The sequence below is a fragment of the Lapidilactobacillus achengensis genome (assembly GCF_003946655.1).
GTDB lineage: Bacteria > Bacillota > Bacilli > Lactobacillales > Lactobacillaceae > Lapidilactobacillus > Lapidilactobacillus achengensis.
Genome location: NZ_RHOV01000001.1, coordinates 90,707 through 109,481, shown reverse-complemented (window position 1 = coordinate 109,481; position 18,775 = coordinate 90,707). Strand labels below are relative to the sequence as shown.

Here is an 18,775-nt window from a genome sequence, read left to right as displayed (position 1 = left end):
GAAAAACGACTAAAAAGAATTGCGAACAATTAAAAAAGAGTGTGAGCCAGTCCGGGAGCTTCTGAGCATTAACCTAGTCAGGATTTTGGAGGCGCACCATGCCTCCAGAAGCCTGACGTAGCTAAGCGGAAGAAGCTAGGGTGGGGATCATGTCCGCGGCTTGCGCTACGAGAATCGGGGTGAGCTCGCTGTGGGCGTCACTTTGAGCTTTTCGGAAGGGCGCCGAAAATCTCAAAGCTGAGCCTTGGTCTAAGTGGCAGAGCCACTAAGACCAATTTCACGGCGAGCTCACCCCGATTCTCTCCGCTCCAGCCGCTCACCGTTTTCTTATTCGCTCTAGCGCTGGCACCATCTGATCAGCGATGTCCAATCGGTGGCAAGTCACGAAATGGACGACCGTGGTTATCGAACTCAATTCATCTTGTTGGTGACCCTAGGACACTTGGCCTGCTACCCAAATCAAGTCTTTCGATAAAATTTCGAAATAGATTGTCAGCGCTCGCCGGCTGTATGGAGGGGGGCATTAGTCTTCTGACCAGGCGTGGTGTGGTAAAGCTTGCAGGCATTATTCGGCAGTCCATTTAAAAAACCATCGACTCCCCAAGGAATCGATGGTTTCAATCGAACGGTTTCAGTTGGCTGCCAGGTGCACTTAGTCCTGCACAAAGCTAACTTGGCTCATTACCTGACCACAAAGAGTACTGATCAACTTATGCAAATAATAACGGTAACGAGGAGATCTAAGAAAATACGAATAATAGCTTGATTAAGCTGGCCTTAGAATTTCTCCCAGTCCTTGGCCCAAATCATGGACATGGCCTTCTCACCAGTGTGGACACCGATCACCGGGCCAATGATGCTAGTATCAAAGGTAACTTGTGGAAATTTCTGGGAAAATTCTTGGAGCCATTCCTGTTTAGCGGCGGGATCGTTGGCGTCAAAAATCGTACACCTGATGGGGTAGTCCACCTCTGCGATCGCAGCCGCAAAATGGTCCATGATCCATTGAACCGCGCGTTTGGTTTGACGTTCCTTGGCGATCGCGGAAATCTCGCCTTTACCCGCGGCGTGAATATCAATGGAAAGGATCGGTTTGATTTTCAACAGCCCGGCCACAAAACTGGAGGCGTTACTTAGGCGGCCAGTGCGGCGTAAGTGGGCCAGATCATCGACCATGAAGTAGACCCCGGTCGTTTCCCGGAGGTCGGCTAGGGCGGTCATGATTTGCTCCGGATCAGCATCCGGGCTTTGCGCCATCTTACCCGCTAATTGGGCGGCAAAGGCCAACCCCGCGCAGGTAATGTGGGAATCAAACGCGTAAACTTTCAGGCGTTGCTCCTGAGCCGCATAAGCCGCTAAATTACTATAGAAAGAACTGATCCCGCTAGAGATCACGGGCGCGATCAGTGCCTCGTAACCCTGATCGGCCAATTGACCGACTAATTCTTGGACAGCCCCGATAGAAGGTTGTGACGTGGTGGGTAAGACCGGATCGGTACGCATCCGATCATAAAAAGGTTCCTGGCCAATATCGATCATGTCTCGTAACGTTTCATCGCCCCAGAGAATCGGGATCGGTAACACATGGATTTGATAGCGCGCGGCTTGCTCTGGTGTCAAGTAGGCGGTGCTATCAGTCATAACTGCAACTTTCATCTTGAAACTCCTTTTTAAGATAATGCCTAAATTTTATCATAGTTTCCCGCAAGATTCACGAGTTGCGGGCAAACTGTTTATTTTACCAACTGCCCATTGCCGGCGGAAACCGCTTAAGTCGCCCGAATCAAGGGACTTGGCCACTCCAACCTTTTTCCCACGCGCTAAATCGAAAAAAGTCGCCCGGCCGAGTATAATTATTAGACTTACTTTAAACAAGTTGATATATTGGAATCAAGGAATAAAATTCAAATTGAGTTGGGAGTTTTTATGATGAATCAAGACTATTTAGCATTATTGAAACAACGACGGTCGATCTATGCCTTAGGTAAGGAAATCACCTTGACCGATGAGCAAGTGGTTGACTTGGTGGAAGCGGTGGTCGCGGAATCACCGACCGCCTTCAATAGCCAAACGACTCGGGCTGTTTTTCTATTCGGGGCGAAGCATGATCAACTCTGGGAGCTGATCGCCAAACGCCTGGAAAAAGAAGTTCCCGATCCTGAAGCGTTCAAACGCACGGCCGCTAAGCTGGCGACCTTCAAGGCTGGTCACGGCACGATTCTGTATTACACGGATATGGCAGTCGTTCATGATCTGGAACAGAATTTCCCGCTATACCGCGATAATTTCCAAGACTGGTCGGAGCAAGGTCAAGGCATTATGACCGTCGGCGTTTGGACAAGCTTGGCGAATAACGGGATCGGCGCCAGCCTGCAACATTACAACCCGCTGATCGACGCGGAAGTAGCGGCGGCCTTTGATATTCCAAGCACCTGGCGTTTACGGGCGCAAATGCCTTATGGTTCCATTGAAGCCCCCGCTGGTGACAAGGATTATTTGCCTGCTGATCAGCGCTTCCGGGTGCTCAAGTAGACCCGTCAGCGCTGGCTGATCTGATGTTAGTTAGTTGTTAGTTAATGATCAACAAAAAAGTCTTAACTGGACCCACATCCGGTTAAGGCTTTTTTGAAACGTGTTTGTTATCCCAGCTCATTGCGCTTAACAACGTCAGGCCTGACTTCCATAGATTGCCTGACGCGCTAGGTGGTGGGCGGTGGTATTCTGGCGATCGGTGATTTGCTTGACGATAAAGAGCTGGCACTGGTCACTGACCGCCAGAATTTGTTTCAGTTCGGTGTCATAGTGCTTGGCGTAGCGCTTGGTCAAGGCCTGCGCCACCAATTGGCTATCGGTTTGTAAAATTACGGCGCTGGTCGCCAAGGGCCAATGCTGCGCCAAATAGGTCAGCCCGGCCAGGACCGCCGCGAATTCGGCATGATGATTGTCGGTGTAGGGAACCTGTTGTTGCCAACGCACCGCCATTTCCGGTCGATCATGATCTTGAATGAAGAAGCCTAGTCCCGTGATTTGCCGCGCGCGATCCACCGCAGCATCCGTTGTCAGCCAAAGCATCGCCACACTCCTGACTCGCTAAATGATCCGATTCACCGCCACGAGCGAACAGCGGCGGCGACGTGATCACCTGGCGTGATTGATAGTCCCATTGTACAACAGTCTGTGATAAGATAGACGATGAGGTGCGCCTTTTATGAAAATAACGAAGAAAATCTACTGTCAAACACTGACGTTGAATCGTCTGAATCTCTGGCTTTGGACCACCGCGATCCTGCTGCTGGGCGTGATCTTTCAATTGGAAATGACCGGCGCGGTTAGTTGGATTGCCGTCGGGCTCGGCCTGATTTTTCTAGGGTTGGCTACATATTTGGGATTAAGTTCCTATGTACAGCTCGACCAAACGACCGGTCAGTTACAACTCCATTTTCCCTTCCGTCGCCAAGCCTTTACGTTACCTTTAGCAGAAGTCCAGCGGTATGATTTCAGTAAACGCACGATCACGGTGGCCACCACGAAAGCGAAAGAATATCGACTCTGGCTCAGCGCGAAACACGTCCGTGAATTCCAAAAAATGATCATCCAAAAGGGGCAAATTGAACCATGAAAACAGATATTGCCATTGCACAAGCAAATCAAGCCGCGCCGATCGAGACGATTGCGGCCAAATTAGGCCTCACCGCCGCCGAGATCGAGCCCTATGGTCATGACAAGGCCAAATTACCAGGTGCCACTTTGGCCAAATTGCGGCAACGACCGCTAGGCAAGTTGGTTTTGGTCACGTCGATCAATCCTACCCCTGCAGGGGAAGGCAAATCAACAGTTACCGTCGGCTTGGCGGATGCCCTGAATCAAAGTCACCATTCTGCGGTGATTGCCTTACGGGAGCCTTCTTTGGGCCCAGTGATGGGCATGAAGGGCGGGGCCACCGGTGGCGGTTACGCGCAGGTGGTGCCCATGGCGGACATCAATCTGCACTTTACTGGGGATATGCACGCGCTGACCGCGGCCAACAACACTTTGGCCGCGTTGATCGACAATCATTTACACCAAGGTAATCAATTGAACTTGGATCCGAAACGGATTCGCTGGCCCCGAGCGTTGGACATCAATGATCGCGCCTTGCGGGAAACAATCATTGGTTTGGGGAAACCAGCAAACGGTCAGATGCGCAGCGCCAGTTTCCAAATCACGGTGGCCAGTGAAATGATGGCGATTCTCTGCCTGGCCCATGATTTGACCGATCTCAAAAAACGCTTGAATCAGATTTTGATTGGCTATACTTACCAGCGCCAACCTGTTTTTGTCGCGGATCTAGGCGTGGCGGGCGCTTTGACTGTGCTGTTGAAGGACGCGCTTTGGCCTAACTTGGTCCAAACTTTGGAACAAACGCCAGCAATCATCCATGGCGGTCCCTTCGCGAACATTGCCCATGGGTGTAATAGTATTTTGGCCACGGAGGCCGCGCTCCACGCTGGGGAATACGCGATTACCGAAGCCGGCTTCGGCGCTGACCTAGGCGCGGAGAAGTTCTTGGATATTGTTACGCCGCAGCTGCCCAAAGCCCCTGATGTGATCGTGGTCGTGGCGACCATTCGCGCCTTGAAATATAATGGCGGCCAGCCATTGGCGGACCTGGATCACGAGAACCTAGCGGCGTTACGCCAAGGCTACCAAAATCTTCAACGCCATTTGCGCAACATGCAACGCTACCAAATTCCCGTCGTTGCCAGTATCAACCAATTTGCGACTGACACCAGCGCCGAATTGACGCTTTTACAAGATTTGATCGCGGCGGATCACGTGGACAGCGCCCTAACTTCAGTGTTCGCTGACGGGGGTAAAGGCGGCTTGGCCTTGGCGGATCTAGTCGTCACCGCCGCACAACGGCCGGCCACCTACCAACGCCTATACCAGGATAGCGCCGATGTGGTCACGAAATTGACCACGATCGCGCAGAAAATCTACGGCGCGGCCGCCGTTGAATTGACCCCAACCGCCCAGCGCCAACTCCGCCAATTGCGCAAATTTGGCTGGGAGAACTTACCGGTTTGTATCGCCAAGACCCAATATTCTTTCTCGGATGATCCGAAAGCTTTGGGCGCGCCTAGTGGCTTCACCTTAACGATTCGCGAACTGATTCCTAAATTGGGCGCAGGCTTTATCGTCGCCATGGCGGGAAATATCTTGACGATGCCAGGTTTACCGGCTCACCCGGCGGCGGAAAAAATCGATATTGACGCTGATGGGCAAATCACCGGTTTGTCCTAGACGAACCATTCTAAACTGTTACGCGCTGCGTAAAACCGAAGGAGAAAAAAATAGATGCAGATTTTTATCATGGTGCTGGGAGCGCTGGTTCTTGGCGGCGATCAATTACTCAAATACTGGATCACGCAAAATTTAGCCATGGGGCAGGCGCGGACAATGTTGCCTGGCTTGTTGTCCTTGACCCGGATCAACAATAGTGGCGCCGCTTGGAGTAGCTTTGAAGGGCAGACCTGGTTCTTCTATATTGTGACCATCGTGGCTTTGGCGGTGATCCTACCTCTGTTGGTCCGCGCGTTTCGGCGCCACGACAGTCTGGTCTACTTTAGTGGGTTGGTTTTGATTTTGGCGGGCACATTAGGCAATTTCATTGATCGGGCGCGGCAAGGTTTTGTTGTCGATATGTTTCAACTGGACTTCATCAACTTTCCTATTTTCAATGTGGCTGATATGGCGTTGACGGTCGGGGTGATCTTGATCTTCATTTATGTGCTCTTTCTCGACCGTGACGAGGACACAACTTCGAAAGGATCGCAGCGCTAATGGACAAACAAACTTTCACCATTCAAGCCGAACGGGGCCGCTTAGACAAGGTTCTCAGCCAAATGTCCCCGGAATTAAGTCGTAGTCAGGTGCAAAGCGCAATCAAAGCGGGGCAGCTGTTGGTCAATGGGCAACCCACGCGGGCCAAATATAGCGTTCAAACCGGTGATCAAATCGAATTGAGCCTCCCAGAGCCGACACCGATCGCCGCCGAACCTCAGGAAATGCCTTTGGATATCATCTACGAAGATGATCAAGTCCTGGTGGTCAATAAGCCACAAGGACTGGTCGTTCACCCCAGTCCGGGCCATCCCGACGGCACCTTGGTCAACGGACTGTTGGCGCACGGGCAGCTGTCCAGCATCAATGGCCAGATTCGCCCAGGAATCGTGCACCGCATCGACAAGGATACCTCAGGGTTGTTAATGGTGGCAAAAACCGACCAGGCCCATCGTAGTTTGGCGGCCCAACTGAAGGCCAAAACAAATCTCCGGCAATATTTGGCTTTGGTTCACGGGGTGATCAGCGCCGACACCGGCACGATCGACGCGCCGATCGCCAGAGATCCTAAGAATCGCCAGCGTCAAGCCGTGGTTGCGGGTGGACGGCCTGCAGTCACACACTTTGAAGTGTTGGAGCGCTTTGATCAATTCACCCTTGTGGCTTGTCGCCTGGAAACTGGACGGACCCATCAGATCCGCGTCCATTTCCGTTACATTGGCCATCCTTTAGCTGGCGATCCGCTGTACGGCCCGAAAAAGACCTTGCCTGGTCACGGTCAATTTCTCCACGCTGGGACGCTAGGTTTCACCCACCCAACGACAGGAGAATGGTTAACCTTCTCAGTTCCGGTACCAACGATTTTCCAACAGACACTGGTGCGACTACGCGCCCAACAAGCGCACCAGACGCACCCAGCAGCAGGAACCAAGCGAGACTGAATTAGCAGGGGCTTGTCCACTGCCAACAGATGAACGCGGCGCGGTGGCCAGTTCCCGTTCCCCACCTGGCTGGCATGGTCCTGGTCCGGTGTCCAGCGTGCTTGACTTTTATTATCCTGATCCCTAGACTGAAATTATCGACCTGAGCTTGGACCGGGAAAGCGGGCCGCTCATTCTTTTCAGCGCGGGATAGCAGTGATGTTTGACTCACGGCCACAAGGGGACGTGAGTTTTTTTAGGAGGAGACCCATGACAAAAGTAGTCTTGGACAAAACGGCGATGCAACGCGCGTTAACGCGGATCACCTATGAAATTATCGAACAGAATCGCGGGCTCAACGACTTGGTGATTGTCGGCGTCAAGACCCGCGGCATTGTGTTGGCCCAGCGAATCGGCGAGCGGATCGCCCAATTGGAAAATACAAAGATTCCTGTTGTTGCCCTGGACGCGACTGAATATCGGGATGATCGGACCGTCAGCCAGCCCACACCACCACAATTAGCGACGCCGATCACCGGTAAAAATGTGGTGTTGGTGGATGATGTGCTCTATACCGGTCGCACGATTCGGGCGGCGTTGAATGCCTTGATGGCAGCGGGGCGGCCCCAAAAGATCGCCTTGGCGGTCTTGATCGACCGTGGTCATCGGGAATTGCCGATTCGCCCTGACTTTGTCGGCAAGAATATTCCCACCGCCCGGACCGAGAAAATCAAAGTCCAAGTGGCGGAGATCGACGAAATTGATCAGGTCATCCTGGCCTGAGTCAATGTTGCTGGCGTCAATGTTATTTTGATCGATGTCGCTTAGTTCAATGTTGCTTAGAACAATGTCGCTGGCAAGCGTGGCTAGGTTCGGCGCTGCTTGATTCCTAGCCGACGATCAGTCCTCATCCCTTAACAAGACCGGAAATGAAGGCCAAAATAATGAAACGATTTTTGATACTTGAAGATGGTACTGTTTTCCCAGGCGAGTCTTTCGGCGCGTCGATCAACACCACGGGAGAATTGGTGCTCTATACTGGCGCGACGGGTTACCAAGAAGCCATCACCAACAAGAGCTATACCGGCCAGATCATTGGGTTTACTTACCCCCAGCAAGGGGCGGTCGGTATCAATCGCGATGATTATGAATCGATCGAGCCCACCATCAAGGGGGTGGTGATCGGTGAATCTTACGAGCTGACCAGCCATTGGCGCGCGCAAATGACCTTGGATCAGTTTCTGCGCTCCAAGCGGATCCCTGGTCTAAAAAACGTGGATACCCGCCGACTCTATCGACATTTGGCGACTCACGGCAATATGAAGGCGAGCTTGATGGATACCCATGATGACCACGCCCATGATCAGATCAAGGCGTTGGTCGTGGCCAACAATCAAGTCAGTCAGGTCTCGACCAAGCAGGCTTATCCCAGTCCTAATATTGGGCGCAATGTGGTGGTTTTGGATCTCGGTCTGAAGAATACTGTTTTGCGGGAATTATCGAAACGTCAATGTAACGTGACAGTGCTGCCTTTTGACACGCCCAGCGAAACGATCACGACGATCTCGCCCGATGGTATTTTGATCAGTGATGGCCCTGGCAATCCCCAAGCCCTCACGAAAACCATCGCCACTTTGCAGGAGATCCAAGGTCATTATCCCATCTTCGCCATTGGCTTAGGCTTCTCGGTGGTGGCGTTGGCCAATGGACTGGCCGTTGAGGCGCGTCATTTCGCGCGCCATCAGATCAATTTAGTCGTCAAGGAGAAGATCACCCAGAATATTTGTCTGACTGCCCAAAATGGTAACTATGGTCTAACCGCGATCCCTGCGGACTCCAATCTGTTAACGACCCACTTGGCGGTCAATCATCAGGAAGTGCTGGGCTTTCGCCATCGATTCTTGCCGGTTTTCGCGGTCAATTTCGATCCTGAAGCCGCGGCTGGTCCCACCGACGCGCAACATTTGTTCGATGACTTCTTGGATCTAATGAACGCGGATATTGAGCGAAAGCAGAGGGTATTTTGATGGGTAAACGCACAGACATCGATAAAATCTTGGTGATTGGCTCCGGGCCCTATGTGGTCGGGCAATCCAGCGAATTCGATTATTTAGGTACCGAGGCCGTCAATACCTTGGCTGCCGCCGGTTATCAAGTGGTTTTGATCAACTCAAACCCGGCAACCAACATGACCGACCGGCATCCCAATGTTAGCATCTATCTAGAACCGATCACCGAGAAGTTTCTAACCGAGATCATTCGCAAAGAGCTGCCTGACGCGATTCTAGCGACTGTTGGCGGCCAAACGACCGTTAATCTAGTGATGGCGTTGCGGCGGTCGGGCTTGCTGGATCAATTGGGCGTGCAGATTCTAGGCACTGATCTTAGTCGCGAAACACCGGCGACCAACGTTGATCAATTTCAACAAGCGATGCAGGCGTTGGATCTGCCGATTTTAAGCAGCTTGATCGTCACGAACAGCGCCGAATTGACTCACGCCAGCAGTCAGTTAGGCTGGCCGATCATGGTGCGGCCGGTTAATTCCATTGGCGGAACAGGCGGGGGCATCGCTGAAAGTCAACACCAGCTCCAGCAGATTTTCAAACGGGCCGTGGCGTTATCGCCGCGGCATCAAGTCGCGCTGTGCCAAAGTGTGGTCGGTGCCAAAGAAATCGAATTCGAAATTTTACGCGATCGGGCCGATCAGGTGACCGCGGTTTTCAACTGCGAGCAATTAAATCCGGTGGGAATCCATTCTGGCGATTCAATCACGCTGGCACCGATCCAGACCCTGACCGATCGCCAAGTGCAACAACTGCGGCAAACCGCGATCACGATCGGGCGACATCTAAATATTGTCGGCTCCTGCAATATCCAATTCGCCGTCGCCGCAGACAGCGATGCTTTTTGGATCATGAAGGCAACGCCGCGGCTAGGGCGAACCAGCGCCTTCGCGGCCAAAGCGCTGGGCTATCCCCTGGCGAAAATCGCCACCTTATTAACCTTGGGACTGCGGCTGGATCAAATCGAGCACCCTTATGAACAGGGGAGCACCGCCTTGGTTGAACCGGCTTTTGATTATATCGCGTGCAAGTTCCCCGGCTGGCCGTTTGACCGGATCACTGGCGCTGATCGAACCTTAGGCGCGGAAATGAAGGCCACTGGCGAAGTCTTGGTGTTTGAACGGAATGTGGAGGCGGCCCTGTTGAAAGGGGTGCGCTCCTTTAATTTGCACATTGATCATCTATGGAAGCCGAACGTGGCGGCCTTGCCTGATGATGAACTGACCGCGCAGCTGATCCACCCCACGGATGAAGAAATTTTCTGCTTGGCGGAAGCGCTGCGGCGCGGATACAGCGTCAGCGATCTGAGCCACATCTCCAAGGTCGACGCGTTTTTCGTGGCGAAAATCCAGAATATTATTCAATTGGAGCAAGAACTCCGCAACCATAAGGGCGACCAAGCAACCTTGGCCAAGGCGAAAATCTACGGATTCTCTGATTTGAAGATTAGTCAATTATGGGAGATCCCCGTTGCCCAATTGCGCGATTTTCGTAAAGAAGCGGAGATCGAGCCAGGTTTTCAAGAAATCAATAGTTTAGCTACCAGTCCGCTGGTTCATTCGCAACAATACTTCATTACTTACGCCACAGGCAATGAGGTCAGTCCCACCGATCAACGGGAGAAGATTCTCTTGATCGGTTCCGGCCCCACCAAGATCGAACAGGGCAGCGAAGTTGACTATGAAACGGTTCGGGGTCTGTTGGCGTTGCGGCAATTAGGCTATCAAACTGTCTTGTTGAATAATAATCCCGACGCGTATTCCACCAGTGTTGGGGTTGCCGATCGCCTTTATTATGCGCCGATCAACGCGGAATCGGCGCTGAACGTGGCGACCGCGGAACAACCCGACTATATCATCACCCAGCTTGGCGGCAAATCCGCCAGTAAGTTGACCGCCGCATTGGAAGCCCGCGGTCTCAAAATTCTTGGCGCCGACGCGGCGGCTTTAAATCAAGTCCATCAACCAGAACAATTCCGTGAATTATTGCAACGCCTGCAGTTGCAGGGTCCGCAAATCGTGCAATTATTGCAACCAGAGGCTATTCCCGAGCTGTTACAGCGGCATCACTTGCGCTATCCTTTGCTGATCCATCCCAACCCTGACCATTTCTTCTCACCAACGGAAGTCATTCGCAACGCCCCCGATCTCCAACGTTATTTGGGCCATTTCCAACACGATTTGGCGAATTTCCCCTTCACCTTGCGGGAGTTTCTGAGTGGCGACAAATATGAGGTTGACGGGATCTTCGATGGAGAACACGTGCTGATCACGGGCATTTTAGCGCATCTGGAACATTCCAGTCTGCATTCTGGCGAGGCGATGACCGTGACCCCCGCCCAAAATCTCAGCGTGGCCATGGCGGAACAAATCAAGAATGTTTTCAAAACCGTCGGGCAAGCCTTATCCGCGCGAGGTTTTATGAATATTCGCTTCTTGGTCAATGCGGGCCAGCTCTATGTGTTGGCCATCGACTTGAAGGGTAGCCGCAACTTGGCCTTTATTAATAAAACCACCACGGAGCCAGTGGTGACGCTGGGCGTGCGCGTTTTGCTGGGGGCCAGCCTGGCCGAATTAGGCTATCCTGGCGATGGCAGCCTTAAAATCGCCAATTATCACATTAAGATCCCAGTTTATTCCTTTACGAAGCTCAATAAGCGGGAGAAATTATCCCAGGTCCAAATGAAAACGACCGGTGAGGCCATTGGCAGTGACATCACCTTTGAAAAAGCACTCTACAAAGCCTTGGAAGCAGCGCGGCAACCTTTGCCGGCTTTTGGCCGGATCCTCTTCTCGATTGCTTCCCATGATTTGGCGCAAGGTCTGGCGATCGCGCAACGGTTCAAGCAATTGGGCTACCAGATCGTTGCCACCGCTAAAACCGCCACCGCCTTTCAAACCGCGGGCTTACCCACTGATTTCGTCCACAATATCGGTAAGAAACAGCCGGACATCGCCGCAGAAATCAGTGGCGGTCGGATCCAAATGGTGATCAATACCACCGAATGGCGCGGTCCGGTTAGCATTTCCGGCGCGTTGTTGCGCGAAGTTGCGGTGATGCATAGCGTCCCGCTGATCACCACCATGGATGAGGCGGAAGCAATCCTGACCGTACTAGAATCACGGGCCTTCGCGATCCAACCCTTGATCTAACTGGCGAGAGCACGGTCAACCGTCGCGCTAACTGGTAGCGTCGTGCCAACACAGAAAACAGCCTGATCGTCATCAATGACGGTTGGGCTTTTTGCTGGTCCGATTTGGCCAATCGGGACTGACCAGGGCCAACGACTTCAATTTCGCAAAATCAAAATCACCCAACGCGCCAATTCGAAAAATCTGAAAGCAAAAAAACCAGCGCGAGCCCAAGTGGCTAGCGCTGGTACTGAAAATGTCTGAGCTAGTTCATGCCTGCAATGAGGCAGTTTGAGCCAGGGGGCTTACTTACTAACGGATTGAGTCGGTTTCTGACGCAACTGGTCGACGAGCGCCAATTCCGGCGTGACGTAAAGAGTATGTTGCCCGGTGTAAATGACAAAACCGGGTTTCGCGCCATTAGGCTTGTGGATCGCCTTGACCGTTACATAATCGACGGGAACTTGGCTGGATTGTCGCGCCTTAGAGAAGTATGCCGCCAACATCGCCGCTTCCTTGATGGTTGCCGCGCTCGGATCCGCGGCGGAGATGATCACGTGAGAGCCAGGAATGTTCTTGGTATGCAGCCATAAATCGGTCTTTTTCGCGGTTTTCAAAGTTAATTGATCATTTTGGAGATTATTCTTTCCGACGAGAATTTCGGTGCCATCACTGGCGTAGAAACGTTCAGCCGGATTGACCTTGATTCGTTGTTTCTTCCGCTTTTGATTCGGACGCAAAACGCCTTGTTGCTCTAATTCGAATTGAATATCCACCAAATCTTTCGGATCGCCAACCCCAACCTGGGCTTCAACCCCAAGCAAATAGTCCAACTCACCTTGAGTCTCTTGCAGTTGTTCCGCCACCACCACTAGGGCGGTCTTCGCTTTCTGATAACGCGTGAAGTATTTCTGCGCGTTCTTCGATGGCGACAGATCCGGCGCCAAGTTGATCACCAGCGGCGTCTCGTTTTCGTAATAATTGGGGAGGGTGACAGATTTCGCGTGGGCCGGAACTTGACTCAAATAAGTCGTCAGGATCTCACCTTTGATCCGATCAATATCCGCGTTCTCCGCATGGTCCAAAGTCGCCTGTAATTTCTTGACTTTCTTCTGGTTCCGTTTGATCACAGTGGTCAGGCGTTGCAACATGTTGCTGGCCAATTGATGTTTGCGGTCCGTCTCAGCCTTTTGTCCATAGAACTGATCCAACATTGTACTCAGATCCGCGAAATCGGTTTGCTGAGCGGTCATGGTTTGGTAGGGGATGGCGCTGAATTGCAACTGCCCCTGGAAATCACCGATCGTCGCCTGGCGCTGGGCGAAACTTTGCCAAAAATTGGTCGCGGTATCCCGCAAACTGGCCAGATCCAGACAACGACTGGTCCGTTGCGCGATTTCGGCTGCGGTATCCTTACCCAGCCCTTGGAACGTGCGTTGCCAGACCTGATTTGGTTTGGTTTTTAGATCGTGCAACGCCAACAATAATTGTTCCCAGTCTTGCTCCGTCATTGCCTGCGCCGCAAATGGATCAAAGCCCGTCTGCAATTCCGGTTGCACATACTGCGCTCCTGGCATCAAAAGGCGGAAACGGTTTTGATCCGGTGAAACATGCTTGATCAAGTCGATGATGCGGTTCGTTTCACTTTCCACCAGGAAAATATTACTGTGGCGACCCATGATCTCCACAATCAGCAAAAGATCCTCCTGATCGCCTAACTCATTTCGGGAGCGCAACCGTAGCTGTAAAATCCGATCATTGGCAACTTGCTCGACGCCAACCACCGTGGCGTTTTCAAGATATTTCCGCAGCGTCATCACGAAATTCGGCGGGGTTTTCGGATTGGCATATGGGATCCGCGTAATCTGCGCCCGGGCCAAAGTTGGATTGATCGACAGTAACAGTGGGAAATTCTGCCGCTGATTGCGGATCACAACGATAATATCTTGGGGGTAGGGTTGCTGCAACTTAACGACTCGACCACCAACCAGCTGGTTTGCCAGCTCCGCCGTCATCGCATGCAAAAACACACCATCAAATGACATAAAATCATTCCTTTCATTGATAAAAAAGCATTCGTATTATTAGTTGTATTATGCATTCGTTTTGTTGTATAATACAATCATCTTAAAAATAGAGGAGATTTGATTCTTATGGAGGCTCTCACCGCAGTCCTCGTCGACCTGGCCCAACAGATTCGTCTGGTTGAACAACAATTAAGTGAGCAACTGGATCTGCCAATTTCGCAAATGCGCTTATTACTAACGCTATCCGAGCAGACCGTCAGTTTGGCCCAATTGAAGACCACGTTGGTTTTGGATAATTCCACCTTAAGCCGTCAATTGGCCGGGTTGACCAGCAAAGGTTTAGTGGCCGTCGTCACGCAAGCCGATAAACGTCAACGATTTTACCAGCTAAGCCCCACCGGATTACAAGTCCAAACTAAAATCGAGCAGCAATTACGCGACTTGCAAGAATTCCTGATCGGTAACTGGGATCAAGAGGAGAAACGGCTATTGACCACGCTACTGAATCGATTGTTGCGCAGTACCGCCAAACTTCATTTGCAGGAATCCCACAAAACCAGCTCCACTCAAGGGGACTAACGGATCAGCCGGGAGTCAACTGGTTTAGTGTGCCGACCAGCTCGACAGCTTGCCGAGTTGGGCCCAGTCCAGTAAATTTAACAAAAACACTGGTCAACCTAATCAAGCCTGACAACACCGCTTAAAGGATTCAGAGCAAGCAAACCGCAAGCCTAGTAGGCAGACTGTTCTATTTTACCATAGATTCAAGCGAGTTTTACCATGAGCGACTGCTAAACGTCGATGACTGCAAGCGGCGCTTAAGTAACTGACCGCGTCGCCGCGATCGGGCGGACGCCATTCTTATTTCTGGGGGTTAATTCATTGAAAATCGCAATCGTCACTGATAGTTCTGCTTATTTATCCGCCGCGGAATGTCGTCAATACGGCATTACCGTGATTCCGATCCCGTTGATCATGGATGATCGGGTTTATCGAGAAGGCGTTGATCTGGCGCCCGCCGCTTTCTATGAGCAGTTACGTCAGGCCAAGACCTTGCCCAGTACCTCGCAACCGGCCGTGGGCGATCTCCTGCGCACTTATGAGAACTTGGCTAACGCTGGTTATGATACGGTGATTTCGATCCATTTATCCAGCACGATTTCCGGCTTTTATCAGACTTTGGCGACACTGGCGCCTCAGGTCAAGCACTTGCAGGTCTTGCCCTATGACTCGGGGATCACTGTGCGGCTATTGGGTTATATGGCCATCGAAGCGGCGCGGCTGGCCCAACGCGGCGCCACGCCGGAGCTGATCTTCGCCCGTTTGGATCAATTGCGGCATCAAATCAATGAAGTTTTCATCGTCAATGACTTGCAGAACCTGGTGCGCGGCGGACGCTTATCGAATATGTCCGCGGTTTTGGGCAATATGTTGAAGATCAAGCCCTTATTAACATTTGCCGATGATACGAATAAAATCGTGCTTTTCGACAAAGTCCGCGCGTTGAAACGTGCGTATCAACGCGCCGAGGCGATTTTCGCCCGGGACTTAGCGCAAAGTTCGGTACCGCTGCGGTTGTTGATCATTCACGCCAACGATCCCCAGGCCGCCGAAAATTGGCAAACCAGTTTACAGGCCAAATTCCCCGAAGTCGTCACCGAAATCACTTATTTCGGACCGGTGATCGGCACGCATTTAGGTGAGAAGGCGATCGCGCTTGGCTGGATGCCGGATATCTTCGCCACTGAGGTTCAGCCCTGATTTAACAACGTCGACCAAAGAACTGCTTGGGGCTCGACCGCAACCGCGCCTCGCCGCTCAGCCACACCAAGCGCAGACACAGTTCATCATAACATCACGAAAATATCCCGAGAACGCCACTTTCTCGGGGTATTTTCTTAATATTCAGCGGGCATAATTTGGTCATTGGCTCAGTAAAGCCCCTAACTAGGTCAACGGGTTTATTCAGCATTTTTGGCTGACTGTTTTTAGACACTTTGGCCAATGTGTCAAAAATGCGACACTTTTCCCGTTTTGTCTAATGGTTTTTTGCCGCCCTGGTCCTATAATGGAGCTGTAAAAGTAAACAAGGAGTGATAGTTATGACCCGTAAAGCTTATATGATCGGTACAGGTATTGGTAACTTAGCAGCAGGTCTTTATCTGATTCGTGATGGTCACTGGCAAGGAAAACAAATCACCATGTATGGTTTGGAAACCCACGGTGCCAACGATGGCGCTAAAGTCAGCGATTACGAACACGAATATAGTAATCAGGCATTAAGCAACAATAAGGGTTATTTGGCGAAAGGTGGCCGGATGCTCAACGAAGAAACTTACGAGAACCTTTGGGATCTGTTAGGTTCCGTTCCTTCCGAAGACCATCCTGGCTGGAGCGTCACTGACGATATCCTGAACTTCGACCATGATCATCCAACCCATGATGTCGGCCGCTTGATGGATAAAACTGAAGGATTGCGAATCAACGGCGGTAAGAACGATTATCGTCACATGCAATTCAATAACCGCGACCGCGAACTTTTGACCAAATTGATGATGTTGCCTGAATCCAAGGAACCAGAATTGAACAACATCAGTATTGAGGAATGGTTCGCTAAGAGCCCGCATATGTTCACGACGAACTTCTGGTACATGTGGGAAACTACCTTCGCGTTCAAGCGGCAAAGCGCGGCGATGGAGCTGCGGCGTTACATGAACCGGATGATCCTTGAATTCAGCCGGATCAACACGTTGGAAGGGGTCACGCGTTCTCCATACAACCAATATGAAAGTATTATTTTGCCAATGCGCCACTTCCTAGAGAAACAAGGCGTGACGTTCGTTAACAATTGTAAGATCACGGAATTATTGTTCGCCGACACGCCGCTCCGCGATGATATTATCGTTGAAGGCTTACGCTACGAACGGGTTGATCAACCTAAGGACGCCAAAGACGCTCGCGGGATCATCAAAGTTGATCCTGACGATTTCGTCTTTGACACCAATGGTTCGATCACTGATAGTAGCTCGATCGGTGACATGGATACCCCAGCGAAAGAGAATATGGAATATGCCGCTTCCGCGCAATTATGGAAACAAGCCGCTAACCATTTCTATCAATTAGGTCAACCTGATAAATTCTTCGGTGATCGGGAACAATCTGAATGGACCAGTTTCACAGTAACGACCAACAATCATTACCTGTTGAATGAAATCTGCCGGATCACCCAGCAACAACCAGGGAACGCGCTGAATACTTTCATTGACAGCAATGAATTATTGTCGATCGTCGTCCACCATCAACCTCACTTCCATGCCCAAAAAGAAAACGAAACCGTCTTCTGGGGTTACAGCTTGTACCCACGCCAAGTCGGCGATTATGTGGACAAACTATTCATGGAAATGACCGGTCGGGAAATGTTGGAAGAGTTCATTGGCCAACTGGCCGCAATCGATCCAAGCCGGGACAACATCCGTAACCATATGGATGAGATCATGGCCAGCATCGTCAACGTGATCCCCGCACACATGCCATATGCCAGCGCCTTATTCAATCAACGCGCTGTCGGCGACCGGCCTGCAGTCGTGCCTAAGGGATCCAAGAACTTGGCTTTCATCAGTCAATTCGTGGAAATGCCATTTGACATGGTCTTCACCGAACAATATTCCTTCCGGGCTGCTCAAGTCGCGGTTTACCACTTTTTAGGCATTCCTGACAGTCAATTAACGAAACTCCATCACTATGAGAAGAACGCCAAGGTAATGGCGCGCGCGACGCGGACAATGTTCCGTTAACACTTGCTTCTTAACGTAACTGGCCTATCCTTCCTGCACTAGTCTAGTTGCGGTGGTGTTAGCAGCTCTGACACTTCACTTGATCCAGATCATTTAACCTGTTGAGGTTGATGATCTGGATTTTTTTGTTGCCTGATTGCAGGTGTAGCGGGTGTTGCGCGTAAGCGCAACCGGCTGGGACTGCTGTTGCGGACTGGAACGTGGTGGGCATCGTTTGAAGCCAATTCCAAAAGTGGGAATTGTCTTCAAATCGAGCCTTGTCCTAAGCGGCAGAGCCGCCAAGGACAATTTCACCACTGAGCCGCGCAGTCCCAGCCGGTTGCTAGGCAGAATTGAGCCTATCTGTAATCAAAGTTGGGTATTTGACGAAGTGCTTTTGCAAGCTAGAGGTCAAACAATTGCCCGCTTTTTAGGGTGGTATGGCAATGTCAACGAATTCGGACCAGGAGGTCGGAACATTTTTGGAAACAGAGCTTCTCTACTCGTTTCCGTAACCAATCCATGTGTGGAAATAGATTGATTCAGCCAGTCCATCAAGATCATGTCCTAGTTCATCAGACAGACTGCGCTGGAGTCACCAATTTAAAGTCCGTGACCACTAACCACGGTCGTCATTTGCTTGGCTCCTCATCAATTGACAATAGTTGGCCGGTCGGCGTGAGTGCTCAAACGACTGTTATAACGTTGAGCGGCTGGAGCGGAGAAATTCGGGGTGAGATCGCCGTGAAATTGTCCTTGGCGGCTTGCCGCTTAGGACAAGGCCTGATTTTGAGACAAGCCGCGCACTTTGCGGATTGGCTCAAAACAGCGCCCACAGCGAGCTCACCCCGAATTTCGCAGCGCAAGCTGCGGACAAGCTACTTTTCAAATGAACTCAATCAAAGTCACCAGCTTGTGCGCTGCGCAAAAAAACCTCTTGACAGCAGCCGATTTGTTCGCTATGCTAGTTGCAATCAGTCAGTCCTTTAAAATAGTCCCGTGAGGCTAGCAAGGAATAAGTGCCCAAGTCTGCCTAGA

General features: G+C 51.4%; 17 protein-coding genes. 13 read left to right on the top strand and 4 right to left on the bottom strand.

Features of this window, described 5'->3' with window-relative positions; all coding sequences use genetic code 11:
- Positions 1-197: 197 nt before the first annotated feature.
- Positions 198-320, bottom strand: a complete 123-nt coding sequence (locus tag EKM94_RS12700; protein ID WP_263853203.1) for a hypothetical protein — start codon at positions 318-320, stop codon at positions 198-200.
- Positions 321-777: 457 nt separating this feature from the next.
- Positions 778-1,656 carry a DegV family protein gene (locus EKM94_RS00470; protein ID WP_125595844.1) on the bottom strand — a complete coding sequence of 293 codons (879 nt, stop codon included), beginning with the start codon at positions 1,654-1,656 and terminating at the stop codon, positions 778-780.
- A gap of 273 nt (positions 1,657-1,929) precedes the next feature.
- Between EKM94_RS00470 and EKM94_RS00465 the strand changes: the two genes are divergently transcribed.
- Positions 1,930-2,532 (top strand): nitroreductase family protein, encoded by a 603-nt coding sequence (locus tag EKM94_RS00465; protein ID WP_125595841.1) that lies wholly within the window; start codon positions 1,930-1,932, stop codon positions 2,530-2,532.
- Between the two features lie 135 nt (positions 2,533-2,667).
- Here the strand turns inward: EKM94_RS00465 and EKM94_RS00460 are convergent, their stop codons facing one another.
- Positions 2,668-3,072 (bottom strand): reverse transcriptase-like protein, encoded by a 405-nt coding sequence (locus tag EKM94_RS00460; protein ID WP_125595838.1) that lies wholly within the window; start codon positions 3,070-3,072, stop codon positions 2,668-2,670.
- 136 nt (positions 3,073-3,208) lie between these two features.
- On the opposite strand from EKM94_RS00460, the gene EKM94_RS00455 reads away from it, so the two are divergent.
- From EKM94_RS00455 to EKM94_RS00425, 7 genes are all read left to right on the top strand, one after another.
- Positions 3,209-3,619, top strand: a complete 411-nt coding sequence (locus EKM94_RS00455) for an EbsA family protein (RefSeq protein ID WP_125595836.1) — start codon at positions 3,209-3,211, stop codon at positions 3,617-3,619.
- Positions 3,616-5,283 (top strand): formate--tetrahydrofolate ligase, encoded by a 1,668-nt coding sequence (locus EKM94_RS00450; RefSeq protein WP_125595833.1) that lies wholly within the window; start codon positions 3,616-3,618, stop codon positions 5,281-5,283. Before EKM94_RS00455 ends, EKM94_RS00450 begins: the two co-directional genes overlap by 4 nt.
- A gap of 54 nt (positions 5,284-5,337) precedes the next feature.
- A complete protein-coding gene (lspA, locus tag EKM94_RS00445) occupies positions 5,338-5,823 on the top strand; it encodes a signal peptidase II (RefSeq protein WP_125595830.1) in 486 nt (161 codons plus the stop codon).
- Positions 5,823-6,764 (top strand): RluA family pseudouridine synthase, encoded by a 942-nt coding sequence (locus tag EKM94_RS00440; protein ID WP_125595828.1) that lies wholly within the window; start codon positions 5,823-5,825, stop codon positions 6,762-6,764. The genes lspA and EKM94_RS00440 overlap by 1 nt, the downstream gene beginning before the upstream one ends.
- A gap of 249 nt (positions 6,765-7,013) precedes the next feature.
- The gene (gene pyrR, locus EKM94_RS00435) at positions 7,014-7,526 is read left to right on the top strand and encodes a bifunctional pyr operon transcriptional regulator/uracil phosphoribosyltransferase PyrR (RefSeq protein ID WP_125595825.1); all 513 of its coding nucleotides are present in this window, start codon (positions 7,014-7,016) and stop codon (positions 7,524-7,526) included.
- A gap of 161 nt (positions 7,527-7,687) precedes the next feature.
- Positions 7,688-8,770 (top strand): carbamoyl phosphate synthase small subunit, encoded by a 1,083-nt coding sequence (locus EKM94_RS00430; RefSeq protein WP_125595822.1) that lies wholly within the window; start codon positions 7,688-7,690, stop codon positions 8,768-8,770.
- On the top strand, positions 8,770-11,958 hold the full coding sequence (locus EKM94_RS00425; protein ID WP_125595819.1) for a carbamoyl phosphate synthase large subunit: 3,189 nt from the start codon (positions 8,770-8,772) through the stop codon (positions 11,956-11,958). The genes EKM94_RS00430 and EKM94_RS00425 overlap by 1 nt, the downstream gene beginning before the upstream one ends.
- 284 nt (positions 11,959-12,242) lie before the next feature.
- On the opposite strand, the gene EKM94_RS00420 is transcribed toward EKM94_RS00425, so the two are convergent.
- Positions 12,243-13,982 carry an Rqc2 family fibronectin-binding protein gene (locus EKM94_RS00420; RefSeq protein ID WP_125595816.1) on the bottom strand — a complete coding sequence of 580 codons (1,740 nt, stop codon included), beginning with the start codon at positions 13,980-13,982 and terminating at the stop codon, positions 12,243-12,245.
- Between the two features lie 108 nt (positions 13,983-14,090).
- On the opposite strand from EKM94_RS00420, the gene EKM94_RS00415 reads away from it, so the two are divergent.
- From EKM94_RS00415 to EKM94_RS00395, 5 genes are all read left to right on the top strand, one after another.
- Positions 14,091-14,543 carry a MarR family winged helix-turn-helix transcriptional regulator gene (locus tag EKM94_RS00415; protein WP_125595813.1) on the top strand — a complete coding sequence of 151 codons (453 nt, stop codon included), beginning with the start codon at positions 14,091-14,093 and terminating at the stop codon, positions 14,541-14,543.
- A 303-nt stretch (positions 14,544-14,846) separates the two neighbouring features.
- Entirely contained in the window at positions 14,847-15,725 is an 879-nt protein-coding gene (locus EKM94_RS00410) for a DegV family protein (RefSeq protein ID WP_125595810.1), read from the top strand.
- Positions 15,726-16,066: 341 nt separating this feature from the next.
- Positions 16,067-17,758, top strand: coding sequence for an oleate hydratase (locus EKM94_RS00405; RefSeq protein ID WP_125595807.1), 1,692 nt, complete (start codon positions 16,067-16,069; stop codon positions 17,756-17,758).
- A gap of 214 nt (positions 17,759-17,972) precedes the next feature.
- Entirely contained in the window at positions 17,973-18,278 is a 306-nt protein-coding gene (locus EKM94_RS00400; protein ID WP_125595804.1) for a hypothetical protein, read from the top strand.
- Positions 18,275-18,727 carry a hypothetical protein gene (locus EKM94_RS00395; RefSeq protein ID WP_125595801.1) on the top strand — a complete coding sequence of 151 codons (453 nt, stop codon included), beginning with the start codon at positions 18,275-18,277 and terminating at the stop codon, positions 18,725-18,727. The genes EKM94_RS00400 and EKM94_RS00395 overlap by 4 nt, the downstream gene beginning before the upstream one ends.
- Positions 18,728-18,775 lie beyond the last annotated feature (48 nt).

Excerpts from the sequence above, each read along its gene's own strand:
- EKM94_RS00470 (WP_125595844.1), bottom strand. The coding sequence starts at position 1,656 with ATGAAAGTTGCAGTTATGACTGATAGCACCGCCTACTTGACACCAGAG.
- EKM94_RS00465 (WP_125595841.1), top strand. The coding sequence starts at position 1,930 with ATGAATCAAGACTATTTAGCATTATTGAAACAACGACGGTCGATCTAT.
- EKM94_RS00460 (WP_125595838.1), bottom strand. The coding sequence starts at position 3,072 with ATGCTTTGGCTGACAACGGATGCTGCGGTGGATCGCGCGCGGCAAATC.
- EKM94_RS00455 (WP_125595836.1), top strand. The coding sequence starts at position 3,209 with ATGAAAATAACGAAGAAAATCTACTGTCAAACACTGACGTTGAATCGT.
- EKM94_RS00450 (WP_125595833.1), top strand. The coding sequence starts at position 3,616 with ATGAAAACAGATATTGCCATTGCACAAGCAAATCAAGCCGCGCCGATC.
- lspA (WP_125595830.1), top strand. The coding sequence starts at position 5,338 with ATGCAGATTTTTATCATGGTGCTGGGAGCGCTGGTTCTTGGCGGCGAT.
- EKM94_RS00440 (WP_125595828.1), top strand. The coding sequence starts at position 5,823 with ATGGACAAACAAACTTTCACCATTCAAGCCGAACGGGGCCGCTTAGAC.
- pyrR (WP_125595825.1), top strand. The coding sequence starts at position 7,014 with ATGACAAAAGTAGTCTTGGACAAAACGGCGATGCAACGCGCGTTAACG.
- EKM94_RS00430 (WP_125595822.1), top strand. The coding sequence starts at position 7,688 with ATGAAACGATTTTTGATACTTGAAGATGGTACTGTTTTCCCAGGCGAG.
- EKM94_RS00425 (WP_125595819.1), top strand. The coding sequence starts at position 8,770 with ATGGGTAAACGCACAGACATCGATAAAATCTTGGTGATTGGCTCCGGG.
- EKM94_RS00420 (WP_125595816.1), bottom strand. The coding sequence starts at position 13,982 with ATGTCATTTGATGGTGTGTTTTTGCATGCGATGACGGCGGAGCTGGCA.
- EKM94_RS00415 (WP_125595813.1), top strand. The coding sequence starts at position 14,091 with ATGGAGGCTCTCACCGCAGTCCTCGTCGACCTGGCCCAACAGATTCGT.
- EKM94_RS00405 (WP_125595807.1), top strand. The coding sequence starts at position 16,067 with ATGACCCGTAAAGCTTATATGATCGGTACAGGTATTGGTAACTTAGCA.